Source organism: Streptomyces clavifer (assembly GCF_036345975.1).
Taxonomy (GTDB): domain Bacteria; phylum Actinomycetota; class Actinomycetes; order Streptomycetales; family Streptomycetaceae; genus Streptomyces; species Streptomyces clavifer.
Map to the genome: position 1 here is coordinate 335022 of NZ_CP107793.1, position 23686 is coordinate 358707.

Here is a 23686-nt window from a genome sequence, read left to right on the forward strand (position 1 = left end):
CCGTCCGCGACCAGCGGATCGGAATCCGTCCCTCAGGAGGAACCCATGTACCAGCGCACTGTCTCCGTCGGCTCCCGTAGCGGGCTGCACGCCCGTCCGGCCTCGCTGTTCGTCCAGGCTGCCGCGCGTCAGCCGGTCAAGGTGAGCGTCGCACGCGACGGTCACGACCCGGTCGACGCGCGCAGCATGCTCTCGGTGCTCGCCCTGGCGGCCCAGCACGGCGACGCGCTGGTGCTGTCCGCCGTCGGCGCGGGCGCGCCGGAGGCGGTCGAGGAGCTGGCGACTCTGTTGGCGCAGGACCTCGACGCGAAGGCCTGATCATGACGGTGACGTGGGATCCGGCGGGTGCGGGCGTGCTCCGGCTGCCCTCGGGCCGACTGGTCCGAGGGCGCGGGCTGCGGTACCCCCTGCCCGCGGGCCCCGCGCCCGCCTTCGCGGTGTACCTGCTCGGCAGGCGGCCGCCCCCGGTCGCCTGGGAGGCGCGGTGGCTGCGCTGGCCCGACTTCCGGCTCCCGGCGGACCGTGCGCAGGCGCGGACATTGCTCCGTGAGGCATGGGACCGCGCCGCGACGGACCGCGTCGAGGTGGCCTGCGGGGGCGGTCGGGGACGGACCGGCACGGCGCTGGCCTGCCTCGCCGTCCTGGACGGTGTCCCGGCGGACGAGGCGGTGGCCCATGTCCGGCGGCACTATCACCCCCGGGCCGTGGAGACACCCTGGCAGCGGCGTTACGTAGAGCGCTACGACCAGGGGTGAAGGACGTCGCCCGGAGGCCGGGGGCACGGGCGACGGATCAGCCGGCGGGGCTCATTCCACCGCGTGCGGCACCGGAACCGTGGCCCCGCCCCCGGCACGTACCGCCTCGACGACGTTCTGGTGGAAGGAACGGCTGGCTTCCTCGGAAGGGCACGGCACCGGACTGCCCGCCAGCGTGAACCAGTCCGAGGCGCCGCTGAACTGCACGGCCACCTCCGCCTGCCCTTCGGACCATGTCGTGTGCACGGTCAAGTCCCCGTCCACGACGCCTACCTCTTCGGTGCGCACTCCGCCTGTTCCCGCGAAGACACCGCAGGTAGTCCACGATGCCCAGTTCATGACGCGTCACCTTTCGGGACGAAGACAAGCATGCCCTGCGGACTGCTTCCGAGTATGGCACCGCAGCCATTCACTCGCACGGGTGTACCCCTGCGTATCCCGCCGGTAGCGCACCGCTGCCGGTCAGGGGTGCATCGACGCACCCTTGAGGATCTTGTCCACGGCGTTGCGGGGCCCGTAGACGGCCAGGCCCACGAGATCCAGTCCGTCACGCCCGACGGCCCGCACCGCGGCCCGGTTGGCCTTGTCGTGGCCGGTCGCGAAGAGGTCCGAGGTGAACACGGCCGTCATCGTCCCCCGGCCGACCGCCCGGGTGTGCGCCGTGGTCAGCATCTCCTTCGATCCGGCGAAGACGAGCACGGGCTGGCGGAACATCGGCAGGTACGGGGTGTCGTCGGCGTCGGCGTACGGTTCACCGATCGCCTCCGGCGCCTGCGTACCGAGGCCGCTGACCAGGAAGGCGGTGACGTTCAGGCGTTGCCAGGTCTCCAGGTCGTCCCGGAGCAGCACGGCGATCTTGGTGTCGAAGCGTACGGGCGCGTTGGCGTTGTCGTCGGTCATGACCAAGAGCCTGCCGAGCCGCGGGCCGAGAGTCTTGTACGAACTTTGCACGACGGCCCGCGTCGTCCCTCCTTGTAGGCTTTCCTCATGGCTGCACGTCCGGACATCACCGCGTGGCGTCCGCGGGTCGAGGGGATCGACGAGGTCTTCCACGCCCACTTCGCCGACCACGCCTACCCCATGCACACGCATGACTCCTGGACGCTGCTCATCGTGGACGAGGGCATGGTCCGGTACGACCTGGACCGTCATGAGCACGGGGCGCCCAGCTCGGTGGTCTCGCTGCTGCCGCCGCACATTCCGCACAACGGCGACGCGGTGACACCCGAGGGCTTCCGGAAGCGCGTCCTCTACCTGAACACCGCGCAGATCGCCCCGGAGCTCATCGGACGGGCGGTCGACCGCCCCGCGCTGCACGATCCGCAGCTGCGGCACCGTATCCACCAGCTCCACCTGACGCTGGAGCGCCCGGGGGACGAGCTGGAGGCCCAGAGCCGTCTCGCCCTCGTCTCGGAGCGTCTCGCCCATCATCTGCGCGACCAGCTCGGCGTGCCGCGGCCCGCTCGCGACCGCCGGGTCGCCCGTGAGCTGCGGGCTCTGCTGGACCGGCACTACGTGGAGGGGCTGACGCTCCGGGAAGCGGCGGAGCGGCTGCACACCCATCACACCCATCTGGTGCGGGCGTTCAGCCGCGAGTACGGCATGGCTCCGCACCAGTACCTGACGGGCCGGCGCATCGATCTGGCCCGGCGCCTGCTGCTCGGCGGGATGCGCGCGCCCGACGTGGCGTCGTCCGCCGGTTTCTACGACCAGTCCCACTTCTCGCGGCACTTCAAGCGCGTGGTCGGTACGAGTCCGGGGCACTACGCACGCACCGGGACCGCTCTCTACCGACGCTCCAGCGAGCCGCGGACGAACGCCGCCTGACCCGCGTGCTGCAGGTCGTCGGCGATGACGCTGACGAGCCGGGCGCCGAGCGTCACCGGGGGCGACCAGGACGCGTCGACGATGCGGTCCAGGGCCTTGCCGTCGAGCCCCCGGACGAAGGCCAGGCTCTGCTCGTGCACGGCGTCGAAGTAACCGAGGAGCAGGTCGGCCGAGGACACCCGCACGGAGGCCACCTGCGCTGTGCCCTGGCCGTAGCCGGTGGCCTCCTTCGTGAACGGCAGCTCGTAGCGGTCCGCCCAGCCTCGCGCGAACCACACCTGCTCGGTGCCGGCCGCGTCGGAGACGTGGTCGTCCTGCACGCGCGTGAGGTGCCACACGAGCCAGGAGATCGAATTCGCGTCCGCGTCGAGCCTGGCGTTGAGCTCGGCGGGGGCCAGACCTTCGACCGCGGCGTGCACCGTTTCATGAATGCGTTCGAACGCGTCGACGAGAATGTCCGCACTGTTCATGGACCCACCTTCGCCGGTCCTCGTGCGGGCCCTCGACTCCGACACGCGACCGCGCAGGCACGGGCGGGACCTGTCAGGCGTGCACGGTGTGCAGCCACCGCGTCAGCAGGTCGTTGACCTCCGTGGCGCGTTCCTGTTGGATCCAGTGCCCGCACCCCTCGAGGATGTGCGAGGAGACCAGGCCGGGAAGCGTGCGCGGGTAGGCGGCGATCGCGTCGGCCATCCAGGTGGTGGAGGAGTCGAGGGCGCCACCGATGAACAGCGAGGGCCGGGTGAGCCGTGCTCCGTCCCAGACCGCCAGGTCCTCCCAGTCACGGTCGACGTTGCGGTAGCGGTTGAGTCCGCCGGTCAGGCCCGTCCGCGCGAACTCGGCGCTGTACACATCGAGGTCCGCCTCGGTGAGCCAGGAGGGCAGCGGGCCGCGGGGAAAGCGGTCGCGCATGCGGGCGCCCGAGGGCACGAAGAAGGGACTCGCACCGTCGGGCGGGGGCATCGTGTCGGCGGAGAGTGCCGAGTAGAAGCCGGCGAGCCACCCGCGCACGTCGGGGTCGATCTCCGCCTCGGCACGGCCGGGCTCCTGGAAGTAGCTGACGTAGAACTCCTCGCTGCCGCCGATGCGGGCGAATCCTTCGGTGGGCCGCATCGGGTTCCACGGGGCGTAGGGAACGCTGAGCATCGCCGCGGCGGTGAACATGTCGGGCCGCAGCAGCGCGCTGTTGGCGGCGACCGGCGAGCCCCAGTCGTGTCCGACGACCGTGGCCGTCTCCTCCCCCAACGCATGGACGACTCCGACGTTGTCGCCGACGAGGGCCGTCATCCGGTAGGCGTCCACATCGTCGGGGGCCGACGAGCGCCCGTATCCCCGTACGTCCACGGCGACCGCTCGGAAGCCCGCCGCGGCGACGGCCGGCAGCTGGTGGCGCCAGGAGTACGACGTCTCGGGGAAGCCGTGGATCATGAGGACGAGGGGGCCGGTGCCCTGCTCGAGCAGATGGATCCGGCCACCGGGGACGTCCACCAGCCGGTGGACGGCCCCGGGGACGGACGAAGAGGGCTCAGGCGTGGAAGCGGGCTGTGGCATGGATCCTCCTGGGGTTCCCGGTACCGGTCTGCGTCACGATCATTCGGCGCGACCGCGTCCCCGGGCAAGTGATCTTGCCGTTCCGGCAAGCCACCGGTCTCACACCAGCAGGTGCAGGAGGTGACCGCAGCCCGTTGCCTCGTCCGGGTGCCGGGCGAGAACCTCGTACGCACCGCGTTCGTACGCGCCGGTCTCCCACACCCCGTCGGGAGCCCGCCTCAGGAACAGGAAGTCGGTGGGGGTGGGGACCGGTTCGTGGACGCCTTCGATGCGGTAGTAGTCGTCGGGCACCCGTGCCGCGTGGAGCGCGGCCCGCAGTTCACGGCGTTCCATGGGGGCGGTTACGCGCCCGCGGGCGTCAGGTAGGCGTGGTCCAGCAGCCACTTCACGTTGAGCCTCTCCCCGGCACCCGGGTCGAGGAAGACCGCGTCGAGCTTGATCTGCTGCCCGCCGCCGCGCTGCTCGAACCACGGCGCGATGCCGCCCTGCCAGACCCAGAACGGCTTGGCGACCTTGTAGACACGGTAGTCGCACGGTACGGCGGCGTCACGGGCGTTGAGGTTCTGCGGAGGCAGGGCCCGCTCGGTGTAGGCGTCCCCGGCCGGTGCCAGGTAGCTGCCGTACTCCGATCCGAAGCGGTCCAGGCGCTGTCCCGGGCGCAGCTTGGCGGGCTCCTTGTCGATCTCTCCGTTGACCTCGGCGAAGCCGTCGTTGGGCGGGTACTTCCAGCTGCCCGTGCCGGCGGGGCCCTCCCAGTACTTCGTCAGGAAGGCGGACGGCGACAGGTCTCCCGTGCGCTTGTACCCCTTGAGCAGCGGGCCGACGGGGGCCTGGGCCGGCTTCGGCAGCCACTTGGGTCCCAGCCGGGCATCGTCGAGGTACTCACCGGTGCACGGGTCGTGGCGGACGGCCGCCGACGCGGGCCCCTGGTGCGGCGCGGCACTCGCGGCGGGGGCTGCCACGAGCCCTGCGGCGATGCCGATCGTCGCAAGTGCGGTGCGGATGCGGTTCATTCGGAGGTCCCCTCGATTGCCGGTGAACATACGGGCCGAACACGAAGGGTAGTTGCTCGCTGGCGCGGAGTGCTCACGCCATGCCGTCGGGAGCCCGGCCGCCGAGGACGGCCGGGCTCGGCGTGTCAGCCCGCGGCGGGATCCGGTACGAGACCGTCGGCCGCCAGGCCCTCGAGGACCGCCGCCCCCAGGGCCTGGACGGCGGACATCGGGCGGACCATCACGGTGAACTCCTTGATGCGGCCCGCCTCGTCGAACTGGAGCAGGTCGATCCCGTGGATCTCCCTGCCGTTCACGGATGCCCTGAACAACAGGATCTCCGACGGGACCTCGGCGCCCTCCGCGCTGGTAAGGGCCTCGCCCTCGAGGTGTCCGACGTACCGGAAGCCCTCGAAGGTGCGCAGGAGCACGCCGAAGAGCCCGAGCACCATAGGCCGCCCTTCGAACGGCGTGAACTTCACCGGGCTGAAGAGCCGGACGTCCTCGGTGAACAGTCCGTCCAGCGCCGCGAGATCACGCTTCTCGACGGCGGAGCGGAAGCGTTCCGTGGTGTCGGCGGCGGTCATGGCCATCACTCCTCAAAGTACCTAGTCAACAAAATGACTGATCACTTCGGTGAGTATGGCGTAGGACGGCCGTTCACGCGAGGAGCCCGGGGAGGGGTTTCAGGAGGGCGGGTCGACGAAACGCACGGTGACCTCGTCGAATCCGAGGGAACCGAGGAGGCCCTTCAGCATGGCGGCCGTGTTCTTCTCGGCCCGGCCGGTGAGGCCGCTCTCCTTCGCCGCTTCCCCTATGTGCTTGGCTGCCAGCTTGTTGACCGCCTGTTCACTGCCGGGGTTGTCGGAGAAGAAGTCCCCGAGCCGGTCGAGGAGGCCGCGCTGTTTGGACACCGCGTAGGAGCGGTCAGGGTCCAGCGCGGGCTTGCCGAGGACGGCATGGGGCAGGCGGAGTTCGGCCGTGGTGCGGTCCTCGTTGACGACCACCCCGTCCCGGGCGACCTTGCCGAGGTCCACGGAGGCCCCGACGGTGCCGGCGCCCACGTAGAGCGTCCGGGTGCCGCGGATGGCGTCGGGCAGGAACTTGGCGTCCTTCTCGAGGTCGACGACGACCTGGAAGTTGCCGGAGGCCGCCTCGTACGCGCTCATGTCCTGGATCGACTTGAGCACCGCGGGCCCGGATCGGTCCTTGGTCTCCTCGCCGAACATGCCGCCGAGCCCGGGCAGAAGGCTGAGCCGGGTGCCCACGAGCAGCAGGACCACGCCCGCTGCGCACACACCGGCGAACGGCAGGCATCCGCGCATGCGCCTGCGGCGGCGGGGCGCTTGGCCGGCGGGGTCCGGGGTGCTGTCTGTCCTTACGTCTGTGGACGTCATGTCCTCCGTGTGACCCGCTCCGGCCGTTTCAGTCCAACGAGCGGGTCGACTACGCCAGATCATGTACGGGCACCCCGGTGGGCGGGGTGCGGGGCCCGGCAGACCGCCGGACCCCGCACCCCTCGGTCACTCACTCCAGGAGGTCGGAATACGCACCCAGAGCCAGTGCGATGTCGGCCTGGGCCCAGAACCGGTGGTAGGTGAAGACCGGTGCGGCCCCACCGTCCAGGTAGCTCTGCACCTTCGGCCAGTTCGGGTCGTCCTCGTAGAACGACCGGATGGAGAGGAACGTCGAGTCGTTGTCGACGGTGTCGCCGTTGGGCATGGCGCCCGTCCAGCCGTTGGGGACGTACACCGGGTCGTCGAACCGGTTGTAGTCGGCGCGGGTCTCCGGAACTGCCACCCCCGCCCCGTCCTGGTAGTGCTCCCACATGCCGTCGAGCAGCGCCCGGGCCGTGGTCTTCGCCTCCGTGTCACCGGACTTGGCGGCGTAGTAGGTCAGGGTCCTGGCGTAGGCGCCCGCCACCCCGACGTCGTTGGTGTAGTCGGCGACCGTGACGTGGAGCCCACCGTTCGCACCGGGGTTCGACGCGTTCCAGGTGTCGGGTGCACCGGACCACTTGAGCGTGGACGGCATGAGGTAGGTGCCGTCCGGATTGACGGTCGTCTCGGACAGGGCCCAGTCGACCCACTTGTCGAGTACCGCCTTGGCCTGGGCGTCACCCGACTCGTGGTAGTACTCGGCGACGCGCTCCATGGACCACGCCTGGAAGCCGAACCACTGGTTGGACGGCGGGTCGTGGTAGACGGGCTTCTCGTCGTAGTACATGCCGTGGAACGTGGGCGTGCCGGCCGGCGGCTGCGCGTAGCTGCCCTTCCAGCTGTTGGTGGCGCCGCCCGCGATGGCGCCCTCGTCGGACTGGAGCCACTGATAGAAGTCCAGCTGCCGGTCGAGGCTCTTGGCCCAGTCCTGCTGGCCCGTGGCCGACTTGGGCTTGAGATCGGCGACCGAGCTCAGGGCGTACGCCGCCATCGGGTTCTGGTATCCGCCGTGGGCGTGGCTGGACCCGATGCGCCAGGACCAGCCCGCCGAGGTGTCGGTGGCACCGCCCCAGGCGTAGTACCAGGACATCAGGTAGTGCGCGCTGTCCTTGCCGCTGCCCGCGGGGCAGGTGGTCGGGCCGACGCAGTTGCCGACCTTCTTGAAGTACTTGTCGAACATGGAGTAGCGCAGGTAGTCGCCCATCTTCGCCGCCTTGGCGACGGTGGCCGACACCTCGCCCGACTTGCCCTGCTCCTCGGCCCAGATGTCGGCCCAGTAGGCGGCCTGCACGGCACGGGCGTCCGCGTCCGGAGCGTTGGTGAACTTCCACTGCTTGGCGTACGAGGCATCCCCGGTGAACAGGTCCAGGTAGCCGTTGTCACCGCCGTACGTGAAGTTGTCGCAGGTGGGGTGGGTGACGGTCTCCCAGACGGACTCCTGCGATCCGCGCTGGAAGGTGTTGATGTACGAGGGTCCGGTCTCGGTGGGACCGGCCGCGCACTTCCCGGGCGTGTTGCCGAATCCGTAGACGTTGTCGACGTCCTGGATCCAGTGCATGCCGTAGATGTCGTCCGTGCCGTACGCACTCTTGAGCTCGGCCGCGATCGGGTCCGACCCGGAGGCCGCCGATCCGTCGAGGACCGCCGGGTACTCGTTCGGGGTGTCGTGCTCGGGCGCGTAGGTGGCGGGCTTCGAGGCGTTGTAGAAGGAGTTCGTGGGCTGGTCGGCGTGCGTGGGGATCATGTACTTCTCCATGGTGTCCCACGCACCGTTGAACTTCGTCCAGTCGCCGGTGATCTTGCCGTACATCGCCTGCAGCCAGATCAGGTAGCTGTACGCCTCGGACGTCGTCTCGTGCCCGTGGTCCGGGGCCTCGACGATCAGCGTCTCCACGGAGTGGTAGGGGATGCCCTCCGAGGAGAAGTAGCCGTTCGCCGGGTCGGTGATCTTCCCGTACAGATCGAGGAAGCGGGCGTCGTACTCCTTCGCCGCCGCCAGCTGGGTGACGGTGACCTCGGCCTTGCCGTGGCCGGGTGCCGTCACGGAGAACGTCGCGGCTCCGGTGCCGGAGGCGTCGGCCGAAATGGTCGCCTTCTGCGCCGTGGACCAGTTCGAGGGCGTGAAGGTGAGGCTCGCTCCGCCGGTGACACTCAGTCCGGAGTTGCCTGCGGTCCGGGCCACCGTGGCGGTGACGTTGGCCGTCGGCCGGGTGGACAGCTTCACATCGAACGTGGCGGATTTGCCCTGCTGGACGCCCAGTTGGGCCGGTGTGGCCACGACAGCCGGGCCTGCGGCGACGGTGATGCCCGCCGGGGTGGACTCCGCGGAGGCACCGAGGCTGTCGTAGGCCCTGGCGTAGACGGAGTGGCTGCCGGCCGCGAGGCCCTGAGCGCTGTAGGTGTAGGGGGAGGTGGTGTCGGTGCCGAGCAGGGTCGTGTTGTCGTAGAACTCGACCTTGCTGATCCCGGCTCCGTCCGCGGCAGCCGCGGTGGCTGCCATGGGTACCGGGTCTCCGGCCGAGAAGACGGCACCCGCCGCCGGAGAGGTGAGAACGGTGATCGGCGGCTGGTGCGCCCCCGCGCAGACCGTGCCGTTGACGGCGAAGGCGCCCGGAGCGGTGTTGGTGCCGCTGTAGGAGAACTGCGCGCCCGTCGTCACTGCTGCACCGGCGGCGATCGTGCCGTTCCAGGCGGCGCTCCTGACAGTGATGTTCTTGCCGGACTGGGACCAGGAGCCGCTCCAGCCGTTGGTCAACTGCTGGTTGCCCGTGTAGGCGTACGTCAGGGTCCAGCCGTCGATCGCGGCGGAGCCCCGGTTGGTCACGGTGAGTTCGGTGGTGAAGCCCGAACCCCAGTCATTGGCCTTCTGGTCGACGCTGCACTGGACGGCAGCGGCCTGCGCGGGGGTGCCGGCCGCGGCGGTCATGCCCAGGGGGAGGGCGAACGCTGCCACTAGGGCAGTCCACAACCGTCTGGATCCGACTCCGGTTCTGCCGGGTCCTCCCGGTAACCAAGTTCTTCGTGCGGTTCCCGTCGGCATGCGCGGGTACCTCCTCGCGGCTCGGCATACATGGGGGTGCGCGGGTTGAGCACAATCCTTGAACCAGTGGGAGCGCTCCCAGCATGGAGATGAGGAAAAACGGAGTCAAGACGCTTGAAGAGTCGAATTATTTCGATAGCAAGAGACGGGAACGGGTGTGTTGACCGACACCACTTGACGCTCTAACGTCAAGCCTCACCAGTGGGAGCGGTTCCATCAGTCGACGTGCCGTAGGGGGCACGCCCGGTCTGTCAGGAGTCGTTCATGCGACATCCCCCGCACTCATCGCACCTGCTCAACTGCTCCTCGGAGCAGTGCTCACCACGGACGGCCCCGCTGCCGCACCCGTGGCGACGGCCTCCGGATCCGCCCCCCGTGTGCACGGTCGAGTACGGCACCGCGCACCAGTGGGACGGCGGCTCACAGAGGTCCGTCACGCTCACCGGCCTGGGTACCGCCACCAGTCGCCGGAGCCTCGGTTTCGCCTCGCCCGGGTAACGGACGGTGGTTCAGGGACGGAAATCCCTGTGGCCGCCGCCGGGCAGGGGGCCGGCACCGAGGAGAGCGGAGGCCGGAAGGTGACACCCGCGCACGATGCGGGCATCACCGCCGGCGTCAGGAGCGGGTGCGGGCCCCCGGGGCAGCCGACCGGTGCGTTCACGCTCAACGTCACGCTCTGCACAGCGGATCCGGACCCGGATCCGACCGGCCCCACTGATCACGACCCGGCGGGCCGTCCGCCGGCGCTTGGCACCTCTACCACTTTCACGTCTGCGCGGACGAGGACTGCTGCACCTCCACGCTCGCGCCGGTCGTCACCGAAGTCCCCCTCGCCGCAGGCGAGATCGGTGTGAACAACCGCGCCCACGGCTCCGCCGAGGGGTCATGCGGTGGTTCGACGACCGCGGATCTCCTACCTCGGACGAGCCAGGAGCACCTGGGACTGCTCCGCAGGTCCGTCCCTGAACAGCGACTACGACGGTATCCCCACCCCGTACGGAATCGGGCCGCGTGACCAGCGCGCCCTCGACAGCTGAGGAAACGGAATTCGTATGAGCCGCACGAGCCGCACCACCCTGCGCCGATCCCGAACGGCGCTCATAGCAGCGGGAGCACTTGTCGCCGCAGCCGCGGGCTCCGCCGCCGCTGCGGCCCCGTTCGGAGCCTCCGCCGCCGCAGCGGCCGGATGCACCGTCGATTACAAGATCCAGAACCAGTGGAACGGCGGACTGACGGCCTCGGTGAGCGTCACCAACAAGGGTGATGCCCTGTCGAGCTGGCAGTTGGAGTGGTCCTTCGGCGGCGGTGAGCAAGTCAGCCAGGGCTGGAACGCCGCCGTCACCCAGAGCGGCAGCGCCGTCACGGCGAAGAACGTCTCGTACAACGGCTCCCTCGCCACGGGGGCCTCGGCCTCCTTCGGCTTCAACGCGACGGGGAACGGCAACAGCACCGTTCCCGCGACCTTCAAGCTGAACGGCGTCACCTGCAACGGCGACACGACGGGACCGACCGACCCGCCGGACCCGACGGACCCGCCCGCCGGCAGCCGTGTCAACAACCCGTACGAGGGCGCCAAGGTCTACGTCAACCCGGAGTGGTCGGCCAAGGCCGCCGCGGAGCCGGGCGGCAGCCGCATCGCGCAGCAGCCGACGGGAGTCTGGCTGGACCGCACCGCCGCCATCGCAGGCGTCGCCGGGGGCATGGGACTGCGCGACCACCTGGACGCGGCCCTGACCCAGAAGGGCTCCGGCGAGCTCGTCGTGCAGCTCGTGATCTACAACCTGCCCGGACGCGACTGTGCGGCACTCGCCTCCAACGGTGAGCTGGGCCCGACGGAGATCGGCCGTTACAAGACGGAGTACATCGACCCGATCGCGGCGATCCTCGCCGACGCGAAGTACGCGGGGCTGCGCATCGTCACCACGGTCGAGATCGACTCGCTGCCGAACCTGGTCACCAACACCGGAAGCCGCCCCACCGCCACCCCGGCCTGCGACGTGATGAAGGCCAACGGCAACTACGTCAAGGGAGTCGGCTACGCGCTCAACAAGCTCGGCGACGCGCCCAACGTCTACAACTACATCGACGCGGGGCACCACGGTTGGATCGGCTGGGACGACAACTTCGCCCCGTCGGCCACCACCTTCCACGCGGCAGCGACCGCCGAGGGCGCGACCGTCAACGACGTGCACGGCTTCATCACCAACACGGCCAACTACGGTGCACTGACGGAGAAGCACTTCTCCATCGGCGACTCGGTCAACGGCACGTCCGTCCGGCAGTCGAAGTGGGTGGACTGGAACCGCTACACGGACGAGCAGTCGTTCGCCCAGGCGTTCCGCAACCAGCTGGTCTCGGTCGGCTTCAAGTCCGACATCGGTATGCTCATCGACACCTCGCGCAACGGCTGGGGCGGAACGCAGCGGCCGACCGGACCGGGCGCGACCACCAGCGTCGACACCTACGTGGACGGGGGCCGCTACGACCGCCGTATCCACCTGGGCAACTGGTGCAACCAGTCGGGGGCCGGCCTGGGCGAACGGCCGAAGGCCGCCCCCGCCGCCGGAATCGACGCCTACGTCTGGATGAAGCCGCCGGGGGAGTCCGACGGTTCCAGCAAGGCGATCCCGAACGACGAGGGCAAGGGATTCGACCGCATGTGCGACCCCACTTACACGGGTAACGCACGCAACGGCAACAACCTGTCCGGAGCGCTGCCCGACGCGCCGGTCTCGGGCCACTGGTTCTCCGCCCAGTTCCAGGAGCTCATGAAGAACGCCTACCCGGCGCTCTAGGTTCCGTTTCGGCCGGCTCCGGGCGCTCCCCCGCCCGGGCCCGGCCGGCCACTGCGCCACCGTGCGATCAGAGCGCGTCCGCGAGCAACCGGCGCGGACGCGCTCCGGCCTGCGGCGGCCTCGGGCCTGGCCCGCCCTGCCGCCTTGCTCCCCGACACCGCCTTGGTCTCCGATCGGGCCCGCTTCCCGGATGCCGGCCTGCTCTCCGGTACGGACGCCGTCCCGACCCGGGCCTTCCTCGCCGCCCAGGCCCTGTTGGTCCGCTTGGCGCCTTCCTTCGCCGCGGGTGGAGCCTTCGCGGTGTCCGCTGCGGGCGGCTCGTCCAAGAGGGTGTGGTAGCGGTGGCTGACCCGCCGGCCGAGCACGATGTAGCCCAGCAGCGCACCGCTCGTATTGAGGATCACGTCGTCGATGTCGAAGGCCCGTCCTGCGACGAGCGCCCCCTGCACGAGTTCGATGACCGCCATGACCAGCACGGTCAGGAGGGCCATGCGGACCATGCGGAGCCTGCGCGGGACCATGATCGGCAGCAGTATGCCGAACGGCACGCCGAGCAACAGGTTCCCTCCTGCCTGCTTGCACGCGGCCAGGAACGTGTAGTCCTCCGCGTACTGCCGCAGGGAACGGCCCGGCTCGAGGTTGGAGGTCACGAGGTCCTCCGACGCCGGCGACGGCGTCAGCGTGATCTTGGCCAGGACGAACGAGAACGCCACGAGCCCCAGGAACGCGACGGCCAATGCCACCGCGCGTAGCAGAAGACGACCCAGTCTTCCGCGTCGTGCTCTTCCATCCGCCTCTGCAGTCATGGCGGAACGGATGCCCCCAACCCCGGCGGCCACACCCGGAGCCGGGTGCGACGATGTGCGCATGAGCGTACGGAGCAAGGACGAGCTGCTGGCCGAAGCGGTGCGGCTGCGGGAACAGGGCCACCCCGAGCAGGCCAGGGAGCGCCTGCTCGCCCTCACTTCCACGTTCCCCGACGCGGTGGACGTGGCCTACCACACCGCCTGGGTCCACGACGTGCTCGGCCTGGAGGCCGAGGCGGTCCCGTACTACGAGCGCTGTCTACAGGGCGACGGCCTCGACGAGGAGGACCGCCGGGGAGCACTGCTCGGGCTCGGCAGCACCTACCGGGTGCTGGGCAGGTTCGGACAGTCGGTCGAGACGCTGCGCCGCGGGGTGTCGGAATTCCCTGACGACGGCGCGCTGCGGACGTTCCTCTCGATGGCGCTGTACAACACCGGCGATCACCACGAGGCGATGCAGATCCTGCTGCGTCTGGTGGCGGCGACGAGCGACAGCCCGCACGTACGGCGTTACCGGCCCGCGATCGAGCACTACGCGACGGATCTCACCCGGACCATGTGACCCGGGGCCGGCCCCGGGCGCCCCGCAGTCGGCGCAGCGTGCGACGAAAGCTTCAGGCCACGCCGGGGCGAGCGGGCAAGGGGAAGCCCCGACCGGATCGGGGGAATCCAGCCGGGGCGGCTTGTGCGCGGGGTGGAGGGCGGTCGTCGCTCTGCGGACTCCGCCCGCTCAATCCCACGTATAGATGAACAATAAACCAGCCCTCCCCGTTCCCGGGAACCGACCCCCCTCCATGTGATCCACACCACGACCACCAGGGACGACGTGGGCCGCGACCCGGTTCCGGCCGCGCCGGAGGCATCCAGGTCGACATGCCGGATCAGGCTCCGGCGCGCCGGGTCAGCGGGCCTCGCGGAACAGGACGTGCCCGCCTGCCGTCGGGTCGTACTTCCGCAGTTCCAGCCGGTCGGGGTCATTGCGGCGGTTCTTACGCGTGACGTACGTGTGGCCGGTTCCGGCTGTCGACCGGAGCAGGACGACGGGCCTGGTCTCACTGCGAGCCATGAGGGCCTCCAGACAGGATTCCGACCCCGTTGCCGTGATGGCAATGGGTGTCGTTTTCGTTCTATGCCGACAACGCGAGCCCGCCCGTCGTCATTCCCGACGGGGCGGGTGGGCCTTTACCGGCTCCGGCGGGCCGGTACCGCACGGCCTCCGGCCCGCTCCGCGTCCGGGCGGGAACCGGCCGGGTCCGCGGCGCCCGGCATCCAGACCCCACCCCCCGCACACTCAGCCGACGCACGCCGACCCCCGCTCCGAACGTTCGGCCGTTTCCAGGTTTCACCGCCCGATGCGCCCAGCGATCCACGAGGCCGCCGTCCTGCGCATATGGCCTGCTCCCGGGCGGGGTGCGCCGTCCGGGAGCCGTACGCGCGGGCGTACGGCGGAGCTCGCACGCCGGGCGACTTGCGTCAACTCCTGTGTAAAGGCAAGGCTGTTCGGCGGACCTCCGCTCCACACAGCCGACGGCATATGCCGGAAGCAACAACCTGTCGAGTGTTGCCGAATCCCTTACGGGCCCCTGCGGCCTGTGCAACAGTCGTGTTCGGTCCACCCCCACGAACCGACCGTGCCGCGCCTGTATCGGAGTACGAGATGCCGTCCCCTCAGTTTGCGGACCGCCCCGCCCCGCAGCCGCCCGAGCGGGACGCCGTCGACGCGTTGATCAACCGGACCCGGTGCCTGCGCGGAGACGTGGAAGCCGTGCGACGGGACGCCTCGGTCATCGACGAGGACGACCCCCAGGTGCGATGGCAGCGCGCGCTCTGCGAGCTGGCCGTCCACCAGCTCGACGACCTCGGCGCACATCTGGGACAGCTCCGGGACGGCATCCCCGCCCAGCCGGCGGCCGATTCCGCGCCGGAGGCCGCCGGGAAGGCGCCGGCCGGCCCCTCGACCGGGGGCTCCCTCCTCACCAGGGTCGGCACCGCCGAGTGGAATCTGCTCACCGACGAGGTCAGCTGGTCCGAGGAGCTGTACCGGATCTTCGGCCGCTCCCCGGGAGCGGGTGGGCTGTCCCTGGACGAGTTGCCGTCCGTACTCGTCGACGAGGACCAGCCCCTGCTGACGTCGATGGTGACGGACTGCCTGGTGGACGGACGGCCGATAGACGGCGAGTTCCGGATCCTGTTGCCGGACGGCGCCACGCGGACACTGCACATGATGGGCGAGCCCGTTCTCGACAAGGACGGCTGCACCACTTCCATGTGGGCGGTCCTGCGTGACGTCAGCCGCCTCCGCCGCAGCGAGCACCTCGTGGGCCGGACCCGGGACTCGTTGCGGCACCGGGAACGCATGGCACAGGCCGAACACCGGGTGGCAGTGGAGCTGCAGGAGGCGGTTCTGCCGCCTCGGCACGGCTCGCTGCCTTTAGCCGACCAGGGAACCGGCGGGCTGGAGGTCGCCGCCCACTACCTGCCGTCCGGGTCCAGCGACCTGATCGGCGGCGACTGGTACGACGCGCTGCGGCTGCCCGACGGCAGGACGATGCTCACCGTCGGAGACCTGACCGGCCACGGGATTCCCGCCACCTCGGCCATGGCGATGCTGCTCGGAGCACTGCGCGGCATGTCCGTGGCCGGAATCGAGCCGGCTGCCGTGATGGGCCACCTGAACCAGCTGATCGAATGCTCGTCACAGCCCGTTCTCGGGAGCGCCGTGTACTGCTGCTTCGATCCGGCGACCGGAACGCTCGCCTGGGCACAGGCGGGGCACCCCGCGCCACTGCTGTTCCGCAACGGAGTGGGGCGCCCGCTGCCCGCACCGGACGGGGTGCTTCTGGGCGCGGCGTCCGGGGTCGCCTACGAGCAGGACCAGGTGGCCCTGCTTCCCGGCGATGTACTGATGCTGCACACGGACGGGCTCACTCGGCGGAGCGACCGCAGCGCAGGGCCCGAAGCGCTCCTTGAGCTCGCCCCGCGGTTCGCACGGGCTCGCACCGCACAGGACTGTGTCCGCACGGTCGTCGACGCATTCGGCGCCAACGAACGGCTCGACGACGCATGCGTGCTGGTGGCTCGGGTCGGGACATGAGGGATCGCCGGACCACGCTGTCCGTCGTCCCGGTGGGCACACGGTACGGAGTGCGCCCCGTGGCAGGGCTCCGATTCAGATCTGGGACCCTCGGCCCTTCTTGACGAACGAGCCCTGGGGCAGAGCGAGTTCGATCTCCTCGCGCAGGTCCTCGATCCTGGCGTACCCGGCGAACTGGCCGGTGAGCCGGTACATCTCGCGCAGCCGGTCCCAGGTACGGTGCGACGAGGTCTCCCCCATCGACACCAGGGCGAGCCGTGCGTAGCGGTCCGCCTGCTCGGGATCGTCGGCGATGAAGCAGGCCGAGGCGAGCGAGATGTAGTCGAAGATCTTCGACCGCTGGCGGCCGTTTATCCGTAGGTCGAGTGCCTGTTTGGCATGGCGCTGTGCGGTGGTGGCGGCTGCCGGATCGTGTTCGGCCAGCGTCCGGAATGCCAGAGCCTGCATACCGTGCATGTCCGCCTCGTCGAACATCTGCATCCAGCTCGGCGGCGGCACGTCACCCTTGTCCGAGACGAACAGGTCCTCGGCCTCGCCGAGCGTGCGCCGCATCGCCTGCCCGCGGCCCATCGACGCCTGCGCCCAGGCCTCGATGGTGTGCAGCATGGCCCGGGTGCGCGGCAGGGTCTCCTCCCCGGAGCCTGACTTCGCGAGCTTCATCAGGTCCAGGGCGTCGTCCGGCCGGCCCAGATGAACCATCTGGCGTGCCGCACGGGAGAGGGCCTCACCGGCGCGGGGCCGGTCTCCGCCTTCGCGTGCCGCGTGCGCGGCGATGACGAAGTACTTCTGGGCGGTGGGTTCGAGGCCGACGTCGTGGGACATCCAGCCCGCGAGGACCGCGAGGTTGGCGGCGACGCCCCAGAGCCGGCGCTGCAGGTGTTCGGGGTGGCGGTAGGCGAGCATGCCTCCCACCTCGTTGAGCTGGCCCACGACGGCCTTGCGTTGGAGTCCGCCGCCCCGCGAGGCGTCCCAGGCCCGGAACACCTCGACCGAGTGCTCCAGGGCCTCGATCTCCTCGGACCCGATGGGCGCGGCCTCGTACCGGTCGAAGCCGGCGTTGTCGGCGTACAGGGGGTCGTTGAGGGATGTGTTCCGGGCCACCGGAGCGGGTTCGGAGTGAAGCCAGTCGTGCATGGCGCCGGTGAGTGCTGAGCCAGCGGCGAGCGCGGCGCCCGCGCCCACCAAGCCGCGTCGGTTGAGCATGAGGTCCATTCCCGTGAATTCGGTGAGGACCGCTGCCGTCCGTTCGGGCGCCCACGGCAATCCGTCGGGATTCTTCTCCGTCCCGGCTTCTCGCTGTTTCCCCACACGCCCGCGCCGGCCGAACCCGAGGTCCTCGATGGTCACGACACGGCCGAGCCGCTCGGTGAACAGAGCTGCCAGCACTTCGGGCACGGGATCGCGGGGGGACTCCCCCATGTCGATCCAGCGCCGGACCCGCGAGGTGTCGGTGGCCAGTTGGAGGTGGCCCATGGCCGCCGCCTGCCTGTTCACCATTCTCGCGAGTTCACCCTTGGACCAGCCGGCCAGGCCGAACAGATCAGAAAGGCGGGTGTTGGGTTCTCCGGTCACTTCAAGCCCCCAGGTTCTCGGCTGACTTGACACTAACCCCCTGTCAGATGCTGAGCGACTATTCGCCAGGCTTCGCCAGGGTCCGCCAGATGGTCTGCCACCCGCGGGCCGGTGTCAGGTAGGAAAGCGCCACCCCGCCCGGCAGCCCTCGGTACTCCCCAGGGTGCCGGACGGCCGCCGGCCGGGGCGGCGCACGCAACTTGTCGGCGCACGAAGGGATCTGTACCGCCCATGTACACAGCATCGTCCTCCGTGTCCGCCCCGCCCCGGCCGCTTCGCCCCATGGGGACGGGCGGCGGGCCGTATCTCGACCCCCGCGTCGCTTCACCCGCGTCCGGCGGTCGGACCCGGCGGGCGGCGGGACCGGGCACCCAACCGCCCAGCGGAAGGCTCGACCTGTCCGGCCCCCAGGGCGCGCAGCTGAGAATGGCGATCGCCTCGGTGCACCGCATCTGTCCCGAGTTCAATCCGGTTCAGGTGCTGCGCCGCAGCGGGCGTTCCGTGCTCATCGTCGGCACGACCGGCCGCGCGACCGCGGTGGCCAAGTGCTTACTGGACCACTCCCCCGCGTGGACGGAGCGGTTCCGGCACGAAATAGCTGCATACCGCGCCTTCGTCAGGCACCGCCCGCCAGTACGGGTCCCCCGGCTCATCGCCGCGGACCCCGAGAACTGCACACTGGTGATCGAGCGGATGCCCGGACGGGTCGCGGCGCTGACGAGGCACCCGGTGGAGGCACCACCGCGCGCGGACATCCGGGCGGCCCTCGGTGCGATCAGCCGCATCAACGCCTGGCGGCCTCCGGCCGGTCTGTTCGACGCGCCGCTGGACTACGCGTCGCGCATCGCCCGCTATCACGAGTTGGGGCTCTTCACCGACCGCGATCTGGGCGATCTGCAGAAGCTGCTGCACGGTCTGGCCCACGCGGGCGGCCGGCAGGGCATGGGCCAGTTCTGTCACGGCGACGCCCTGCTCTCCAACATCCTGCTGCCCCCGACCGGCCCGGTGCTGGTCGACTGGGAGCACGCGGGCTGGTACCTCCCGGGCTACGACCTGGCAACCCTGTGGGCGGTCCTCGGGGACGCACCGGCGGCACGGCGTCAGATCAGCCAGCTGGCTCAGTCCAGGGGGGCGGCCTCGCGCGACGCGTTCCTGGTCAACCTGATGCTCGTACTGACGCGGGAGATCCGTACGTACGAGACGGCTGTGCAGCGGGCCATGCGGGACGGTGCGCCTGCCGGCGGCGGGCAGGCACGGCAGGGTGTGCTCTCCTCCGGCGAGGAGCAGCGGCTGCTGCTTCGCAGGCTGCACGACGACTGCGCGATGGCCAGGCGGGCTGTGCGCGCGGCCGTGGGTACGCGCTGACCACGGCGGGCCGATGACCTGTCCGACGGGGGATGCGCGCTGCGGGACCGGTGCCGACACACGGGTCCCGCAGCGCGCCTCGATCAGTCGCCCGGTCTCAGGACCCGGCGCGCACCACATCCACGTCGGATGTCTTCACGAAGGCGATCCGGTGCCCGATCTGGACCGTCACGTACTTCTGGGTCCCCCGGAAGTAGGTGTGGTCGTACGGCTTGGACGCGTCGATCGTCGGTGCGTAGTAGTACCCGGTGGGCGCCTCGCCGCCGCCCGGGAAGGCCTGTCCGGCCTTGATCGTGTATACCAGCGGGCTGCCCACGGTCGGCTTCACGAAGTCCGTCGGGTACTCCTCCTTCGCGGGGTAGGCCACCCCGTACACCGGTACCGCGTCCTTGCCCGCCTTGGGCCGCACGATGTAGCCGGACGTCGGGGTGGTGACCCGGGTCCCGGCCGGGGTGCGGAACCACGCCTGCTGTCCGTACCACCAGATCGCCGTCCAGCCCGGCACCCGGTCCGCCACGACGGCCTGCTGGGTGGCGCTGATCTTGCTGCCCCAGTCGGCGGCGCAGTTGGTACCGGGCGAACCGTCCGGGTGGAGTCCCGGGTCGGAGAAGAGGGGTGCGTCCGCGGAGGGCCCGGTGTGCAGCGGGACGGCGCTGCTCCCTTGGAGGGGCAGGTCCACGCTCTTCTCGCAGTCCCGGAAGGCCTGTTCGTTCTTCGCGAAGTCGGCGCTGATGGTCACCAGTTCGCTGCTGCGGGGGGCGCTGGGCACGGTCGGCCTGCCGAGCAGGGCCATGAAGCGGTTCCAGTCCCAGTAGGGCCCCGGATCCCAGTGCATGTTCTTCGTTCCGGTGGCACTGGTCGGCGGCACCCCGTCGTGCCCGAGGATGTGCTGCCGGTCGAGCGGGATGTCGTACTTCGCTGCCAGATGGCGCACGAGCCTGGCCGTGGACCGGTACATCTCCGGGGTGTACCACTTGGCGCCCTCGGCGGCCACCCCCTCCTGTTCGATGCCGATGGAGTGGGTGTTGAGGTACCAGTTGCCCGCCTGCCAGGCGACGTCCTTGTTCTTCACCATCTGCGTGACGTGGCCGTCGGACGAACGCACCACGTAGTGGGCGGAGCTCTGGTTGAGCGGGTTCTGGAAGATCTTCAGAGTGGTGTCGAAGTCGACCTCGGTGTCGTGCAGGACGATGAACTTGATGGCGTTGCTGTCGGGCCGGTCCGCCGTGTCGTAGTTGCCGTACGTGTCCTTGTCCGCCGGGTCGCCGGTCTGCTGGTAGGCCGCGGGAACCCAGTCGCAGGCGAGGCTGCGGGGGCATTCCGGCCGCACCGTGGCGGTGCCGGCCTGCGCGGCCGGGGTGAGCAGCGCGACGCTCAGCGCCCCCGCGGCGGTCAGTGCGAGCGCAGTCCTGGACCTCTTGGACGTCATGACAACCCTTCCTGGGCCGGGCGTACCGGAGCCGTTCCCGGGGTGGTCCCAGCGTTCCACCGTCGGCGGACACTCTGTGACGGGAGTTGATGGTGAGTCAAGAGTGCAGTGGCCGCAATTCCTCAGCTTGTGTGACTAATTTGCGCGGTGCGTGCCCCGGATGGCCGAAGGGTAGTGCTGGCGCCGACAGGACAAGTTCCGCGCGGACCGCGGAGTTCTCGGAGAGGCCGGACGTACTCATGGCACAGCCCTTCTCACTGCCGGACTTCTATGTGCCGTATCCGGCACGCCTGAACCCCCATCTGGAGGCTGCCCGTAGCCATACCCGCGAGTGGGCCCGCGGGATGGGGATGCTGGAGGGATCGGGAATCTGGGAGGAGAAGGACCTCGAGGCGCACGACTACGCGCTGCTGTGCGCGTACACGCACCCCGACTGCTCGGCCGAGGCCCTGTCCCTGGTGACGGACTGGTACGTGTGGGTCTTCTTCTTCGACGACCACTTCCTGGAGCTGTTCAAGCGCACCCCGGACCGCCAGGGCGGGAAGCGGTACCTGGACCGGCTGCCCGCCTTCATGCCGATGGAGCGGGGTGCGGCTACACCCGAGCCGTCCAACCCCGTGGAGGCCGGTCTGGCCGACCTCTGGTCCAGGACCGTGCCGGGCATGTCCGATGCCTGGCGGGCCAGGTTCGCCGAGTCCACGGAGAATCTGCTCAACGAGTCCCTGTGGGAGCTCTCGAACATCGACGAGGGCCGGATCGCGAACCCGGTCGAGTACATCGAGATGCGGCGGAAGGTGGGCGGCGCGCCGTGGTCCGCGGGACTGGTGGAGTACGCGGCGAACGCGGAGGTGCCGGCGTCGCTGGCCGACGCGCGTGCGCTGCGTGTGCTGCGGGACGCCTTCTCGGACGGCGTCCATCTGCGCAACGACCTCTTCTCGTACCAGCGGGAGGTCGAGGACGAGGGCGAGAACAGCAACGGGGTGCTCGTCCTGGAGAAGTTCCTGGGCTGCTCCACCCAGGAGGCGGCCGAGGTGGTCAACGATCTGCTGACCTCGCGCCTCCAGCAGTTCGAGAACACCGCCCTGACGGAGCTCGGCCCGCTCTGTGCGGAGAAGGGGATCAGCCCCGACGAGACGCTTTCCGTCCTCGCGTACGTCAAGGGCCTCCAGGACTGGCAGTCCGGCGGCCACGAGTGGCACATGCGCTCCAGTCGCTACATGAACGGCGGCGGTGCGGGCGAGAGCGTGCCCGGTTTCGGGATGGCGGCCGCGTCGCTCCGCTTCTCGCCGCGTGGGGAGTCGGCCCGGCTGCGCAGCCACACGCATGTGCCCTACCGGCACGTCGGCCCGTCGCTGCTGCCCGACTTCGCTCTGCCCTTCACCACGACGTTGAGCCCGCATCTGGACGGGGCCCGGGTGCGGATCGTGGAATGGTCGCACCGGATGGGACTCCTGCAGGCACAGCCGGGTGTGCCGGGGTCGCACATCTGGGACGAGGAGCGGCTCCTCGCGACGGATCTGCCGCTCTGCGCGGCGGGGCTGCATCCCGATGCCACCCCCGACGAGCTCGATCTGTCCTCGGGGTGGCTGACCTGGGGGACGTACGGTGACGACTGGTTCCCGGTGGTGCACGGCAGGACGCGTGACCTGGCGGGGGCGCGGCTGGCCAACGAGCGGTTGTCGCTCTTCATGCCGCTGGACGGCGCGCCGGTGCCCGAGCCGGTCAACGCGCTGGAACGGGGCCTGGGCGACCTCTGGGGGCGGACCGCGGGCCCGATGGACGGGAGCGCGCGCCGGGCCTTCCGCGCGTCCGTGGAGTCGATGACGGCGAGCTGGCTGTGGGAGCTGGCGAACCAGGCACAGAACCGGATCCCCGATCCGGTCGACTACATGGAGATGCGCCGGGCCACGTTCGGTTCGGATCTGACGATGAGCCTGTGCCGGTTGGGACACGGCAGGAAGGTGCCGGACGCGGTCTACCGCAGCGGTCCCCTGCGCTCCCTGGAGAACGCGGCTGCGGACTACGCCTGCCTGCTCAACGACCTGTTCTCGTACCAGAAGGAGATCGAGTACGAGGGAGAGGTGCACAACGGCGTCCTGGTCGTGCAGAACTTCTTCGGGGTGGACTATCCCACGGGGGTGGCCATCGTGGACGACCTGATGAACTCCCGCATGCGCCAGTTCCAGCACGTCGCCGAGCACGAACTCCCGGTGATGTACGACGACTTCGATCTGGACGCGGAGGCGCGGAAGACCCTGTCGGGCTATGTCGTGGAGCTCCAGCACTGGATGGCGGGCATCCTGATCTGGCACCGGGACTGCAGGCGCTACCGCGAGGAGGATCTGCGGCGGGGCACCGGCACCCCGTGGCACCTCAGCGGTCCCACGGGGTTCGGTACGTCGGCGGCGAGGGTGGCGCGGCTGTTGACGGCGCAGGGACGTTTCAGCCCTGTTGGAACAGCTCCGCGGGCAGGGGCTTCAGGAGTGCGTACAGATCGTCGGTGATCGGCCGGTCCCAACTGGCGATGGTGACGAGCACGCCGTCGCTCCGGTCGAACTGAACACAGGAGATGCGGCTCTCGGAGAGCTTGACGCGGCGCACGATCAGCAGGCTGTCCCCCTGCATGACGGGCACGTCCTCCGAGCCGGTCACCTCGACCGGTTCGTCGTTCTCGAGCGCGAGGAGGAGCTGGGCGACCTCGAAGGGAACCTGGCCCTCCTCGGTCTCGCGGGCCGGCGAGCCCTCCGGCAGATTGCCGATGATCATCGCGGGGCCTCGGCCGCCGAACAGGTCGTACCGCAGGAAGACGCCCTGACAGCTTCCGTCGGGAGCGGGAAGGAGACCGGCGCCGAGGTTGCCGGGCCAGTCCCCCGGGTCCATGGCCAGGACGTCGAAGTCCGGGCCCGCGGGTGTGGCGGCGCTACGGCGGCGGAGGAAGGACATGCGCCCATGTTACGTGTCCCGGCTCACGTCGTGGAGCCGGGCGCCCCCCGGCCCTCCCGTTCGGATCGTGCCGGCCCG

At 70.0% G+C, this 23686-nt stretch carries 23 protein-coding genes; 9 read left to right on the plus strand and 14 right to left on the minus strand.

Going from position 1 to position 23686, the window contains the following annotated elements; all coding sequences use genetic code 11:
* The first annotated feature begins 45 nt into the window (after positions 1 to 45).
* Positions 46 to 318 (plus strand): HPr family phosphocarrier protein, encoded by a 273-nt coding sequence (locus OG927_RS01410; protein ID WP_056787710.1) that lies wholly within the window; start codon positions 46 to 48, stop codon positions 316 to 318.
* Between the two features lie 2 nt (positions 319 to 320).
* On the plus strand, positions 321 to 755 hold the full coding sequence (locus OG927_RS01415) for a protein-tyrosine phosphatase family protein (protein WP_056787715.1): 435 nt from the start codon (positions 321 to 323) through the stop codon (positions 753 to 755).
* A gap of 51 nt (positions 756 to 806) precedes the next feature.
* Here the strand turns inward: OG927_RS01415 and OG927_RS01420 are convergent, their stop codons facing one another.
* Both OG927_RS01420 and OG927_RS01425 read right to left on the minus strand, forming a co-directional pair.
* The gene (locus OG927_RS01420; protein ID WP_056787718.1) at positions 807 to 1094 is read right to left on the minus strand and encodes a hypothetical protein; all 288 of its coding nucleotides are present in this window, start codon (positions 1092 to 1094) and stop codon (positions 807 to 809) included.
* Positions 1095 to 1217: 123 nt separating this feature from the next.
* A complete protein-coding gene (locus OG927_RS01425) occupies positions 1218 to 1655 on the minus strand; it encodes a DUF2000 domain-containing protein (RefSeq protein ID WP_056788241.1) in 438 nt (145 codons plus the stop codon).
* Positions 1656 to 1742: 87 nt separating this feature from the next.
* Here OG927_RS01425 and OG927_RS01430 point away from each other — a divergent pair, with 87 nt between their 5' ends.
* Complete coding sequence (locus OG927_RS01430; RefSeq protein ID WP_056787723.1) at positions 1743 to 2582, plus strand: helix-turn-helix transcriptional regulator; 840 nt, start codon at positions 1743 to 1745, stop codon at positions 2580 to 2582.
* On the opposite strand, the gene OG927_RS01435 is transcribed toward OG927_RS01430, so the two are convergent.
* The 7 genes from OG927_RS01435 to OG927_RS01465 all read right to left on the minus strand — a co-directional run bounded on the left by OG927_RS01435 (position 2543) and on the right by OG927_RS01465 (position 9490).
* A complete protein-coding gene (locus OG927_RS01435) occupies positions 2543 to 3052 on the minus strand; it encodes a mycothiol transferase (protein WP_056787728.1) in 510 nt (169 codons plus the stop codon). The genes OG927_RS01430 and OG927_RS01435 overlap by 40 nt on opposite strands.
* 73 nt (positions 3053 to 3125) lie before the next feature.
* Positions 3126 to 4133 (minus strand): alpha/beta fold hydrolase, encoded by a 1008-nt coding sequence (locus tag OG927_RS01440; RefSeq protein ID WP_124283275.1) that lies wholly within the window; start codon positions 4131 to 4133, stop codon positions 3126 to 3128.
* 99 nt (positions 4134 to 4232) lie between these two features.
* Entirely contained in the window at positions 4233 to 4466 is a 234-nt protein-coding gene (locus OG927_RS01445) for a hypothetical protein (protein WP_056787735.1), read from the minus strand.
* Between the two features lie 8 nt (positions 4467 to 4474).
* Entirely contained in the window at positions 4475 to 5146 is a 672-nt protein-coding gene (locus tag OG927_RS01450; RefSeq protein WP_319099899.1) for a TNT domain-containing protein, read from the minus strand.
* A gap of 125 nt (positions 5147 to 5271) precedes the next feature.
* Positions 5272 to 5712, minus strand: a complete 441-nt coding sequence (locus tag OG927_RS01455; protein ID WP_372450654.1) for a nuclear transport factor 2 family protein — start codon at positions 5710 to 5712, stop codon at positions 5272 to 5274.
* 99 nt (positions 5713 to 5811) lie between these two features.
* Positions 5812 to 6522 (minus strand): DUF4230 domain-containing protein, encoded by a 711-nt coding sequence (locus tag OG927_RS01460; RefSeq protein ID WP_124283272.1) that lies wholly within the window; start codon positions 6520 to 6522, stop codon positions 5812 to 5814.
* 130 nt (positions 6523 to 6652) lie between these two features.
* Positions 6653 to 9490 (minus strand): glycoside hydrolase family 48 protein, encoded by a 2838-nt coding sequence (locus OG927_RS01465; protein ID WP_241192031.1) that lies wholly within the window; start codon positions 9488 to 9490, stop codon positions 6653 to 6655.
* 1004 nt (positions 9491 to 10494) lie between these two features.
* On the opposite strand from OG927_RS01465, the gene OG927_RS01470 reads away from it, so the two are divergent.
* On the plus strand, positions 10495 to 10641 hold the full coding sequence (locus OG927_RS01470) for a hypothetical protein (protein ID WP_164494230.1): 147 nt from the start codon (positions 10495 to 10497) through the stop codon (positions 10639 to 10641).
* Between the two features lie 15 nt (positions 10642 to 10656).
* Positions 10657 to 12399 (plus strand): glycoside hydrolase family 6 protein, encoded by a 1743-nt coding sequence (locus OG927_RS01475; RefSeq protein WP_079099303.1) that lies wholly within the window; start codon positions 10657 to 10659, stop codon positions 12397 to 12399.
* On the opposite strand, the gene OG927_RS01480 is transcribed toward OG927_RS01475, so the two are convergent.
* Positions 12396 to 13205 (minus strand): VanZ family protein, encoded by an 810-nt coding sequence (locus OG927_RS01480; protein ID WP_330319546.1) that lies wholly within the window; start codon positions 13203 to 13205, stop codon positions 12396 to 12398. The two genes, OG927_RS01475 and OG927_RS01480, sit on opposite strands and share 4 nt — an antisense overlap.
* A 61-nt stretch (positions 13206 to 13266) precedes the next feature.
* On the opposite strand from OG927_RS01480, the gene OG927_RS01485 reads away from it, so the two are divergent.
* Complete coding sequence (locus OG927_RS01485; protein WP_124283270.1) at positions 13267 to 13767, plus strand: tetratricopeptide repeat protein; 501 nt, start codon at positions 13267 to 13269, stop codon at positions 13765 to 13767.
* A gap of 339 nt (positions 13768 to 14106) precedes the next feature.
* Here OG927_RS01485 and rpmG read toward each other — a convergent pair whose 3' ends face one another.
* Positions 14107 to 14271 (minus strand): 50S ribosomal protein L33, encoded by a 165-nt coding sequence (gene rpmG / locus OG927_RS01490; protein WP_056787756.1) that lies wholly within the window; start codon positions 14269 to 14271, stop codon positions 14107 to 14109.
* 591 nt (positions 14272 to 14862) lie between these two features.
* Between rpmG and OG927_RS01495 the strand changes: the two genes are divergently transcribed.
* Positions 14863 to 16299, plus strand: coding sequence for a PP2C family protein-serine/threonine phosphatase (locus OG927_RS01495; protein ID WP_056787759.1), 1437 nt, complete (start codon positions 14863 to 14865; stop codon positions 16297 to 16299).
* 75 nt (positions 16300 to 16374) lie between these two features.
* On the opposite strand, the gene OG927_RS01500 is transcribed toward OG927_RS01495, so the two are convergent.
* Positions 16375 to 17871: a DNA-binding protein NsdB gene (locus tag OG927_RS01500; RefSeq protein ID WP_056787763.1), complete on the minus strand. Its 1497-nt coding sequence runs from the start codon at positions 17869 to 17871 to the stop codon at positions 16375 to 16377.
* 231 nt (positions 17872 to 18102) lie between these two features.
* Here OG927_RS01500 and OG927_RS01505 point away from each other — a divergent pair, with 231 nt between their 5' ends.
* A complete protein-coding gene (locus tag OG927_RS01505; RefSeq protein ID WP_056787766.1) occupies positions 18103 to 19236 on the plus strand; it encodes an aminoglycoside phosphotransferase family protein in 1134 nt (377 codons plus the stop codon).
* Positions 19237 to 19333: 97 nt separating this feature from the next.
* Here the strand turns inward: OG927_RS01505 and OG927_RS01510 are convergent, their stop codons facing one another.
* The gene (locus OG927_RS01510; protein ID WP_124283267.1) at positions 19334 to 20665 is read right to left on the minus strand and encodes an N-acetylmuramoyl-L-alanine amidase; all 1332 of its coding nucleotides are present in this window, start codon (positions 20663 to 20665) and stop codon (positions 19334 to 19336) included.
* 239 nt (positions 20666 to 20904) lie between these two features.
* Between OG927_RS01510 and OG927_RS01515 the strand changes: the two genes are divergently transcribed.
* Positions 20905 to 23169: a terpene synthase family protein gene (locus OG927_RS01515; protein ID WP_209471155.1), complete on the plus strand. Its 2265-nt coding sequence runs from the start codon at positions 20905 to 20907 to the stop codon at positions 23167 to 23169.
* On the opposite strand, the gene OG927_RS01520 is transcribed toward OG927_RS01515, so the two are convergent.
* Entirely contained in the window at positions 23108 to 23608 is a 501-nt protein-coding gene (locus OG927_RS01520; RefSeq protein WP_056787776.1) for a hypothetical protein, read from the minus strand. The genes OG927_RS01515 and OG927_RS01520 overlap by 62 nt on opposite strands.
* Positions 23609 to 23686: the final 78 nt, after the last annotated feature.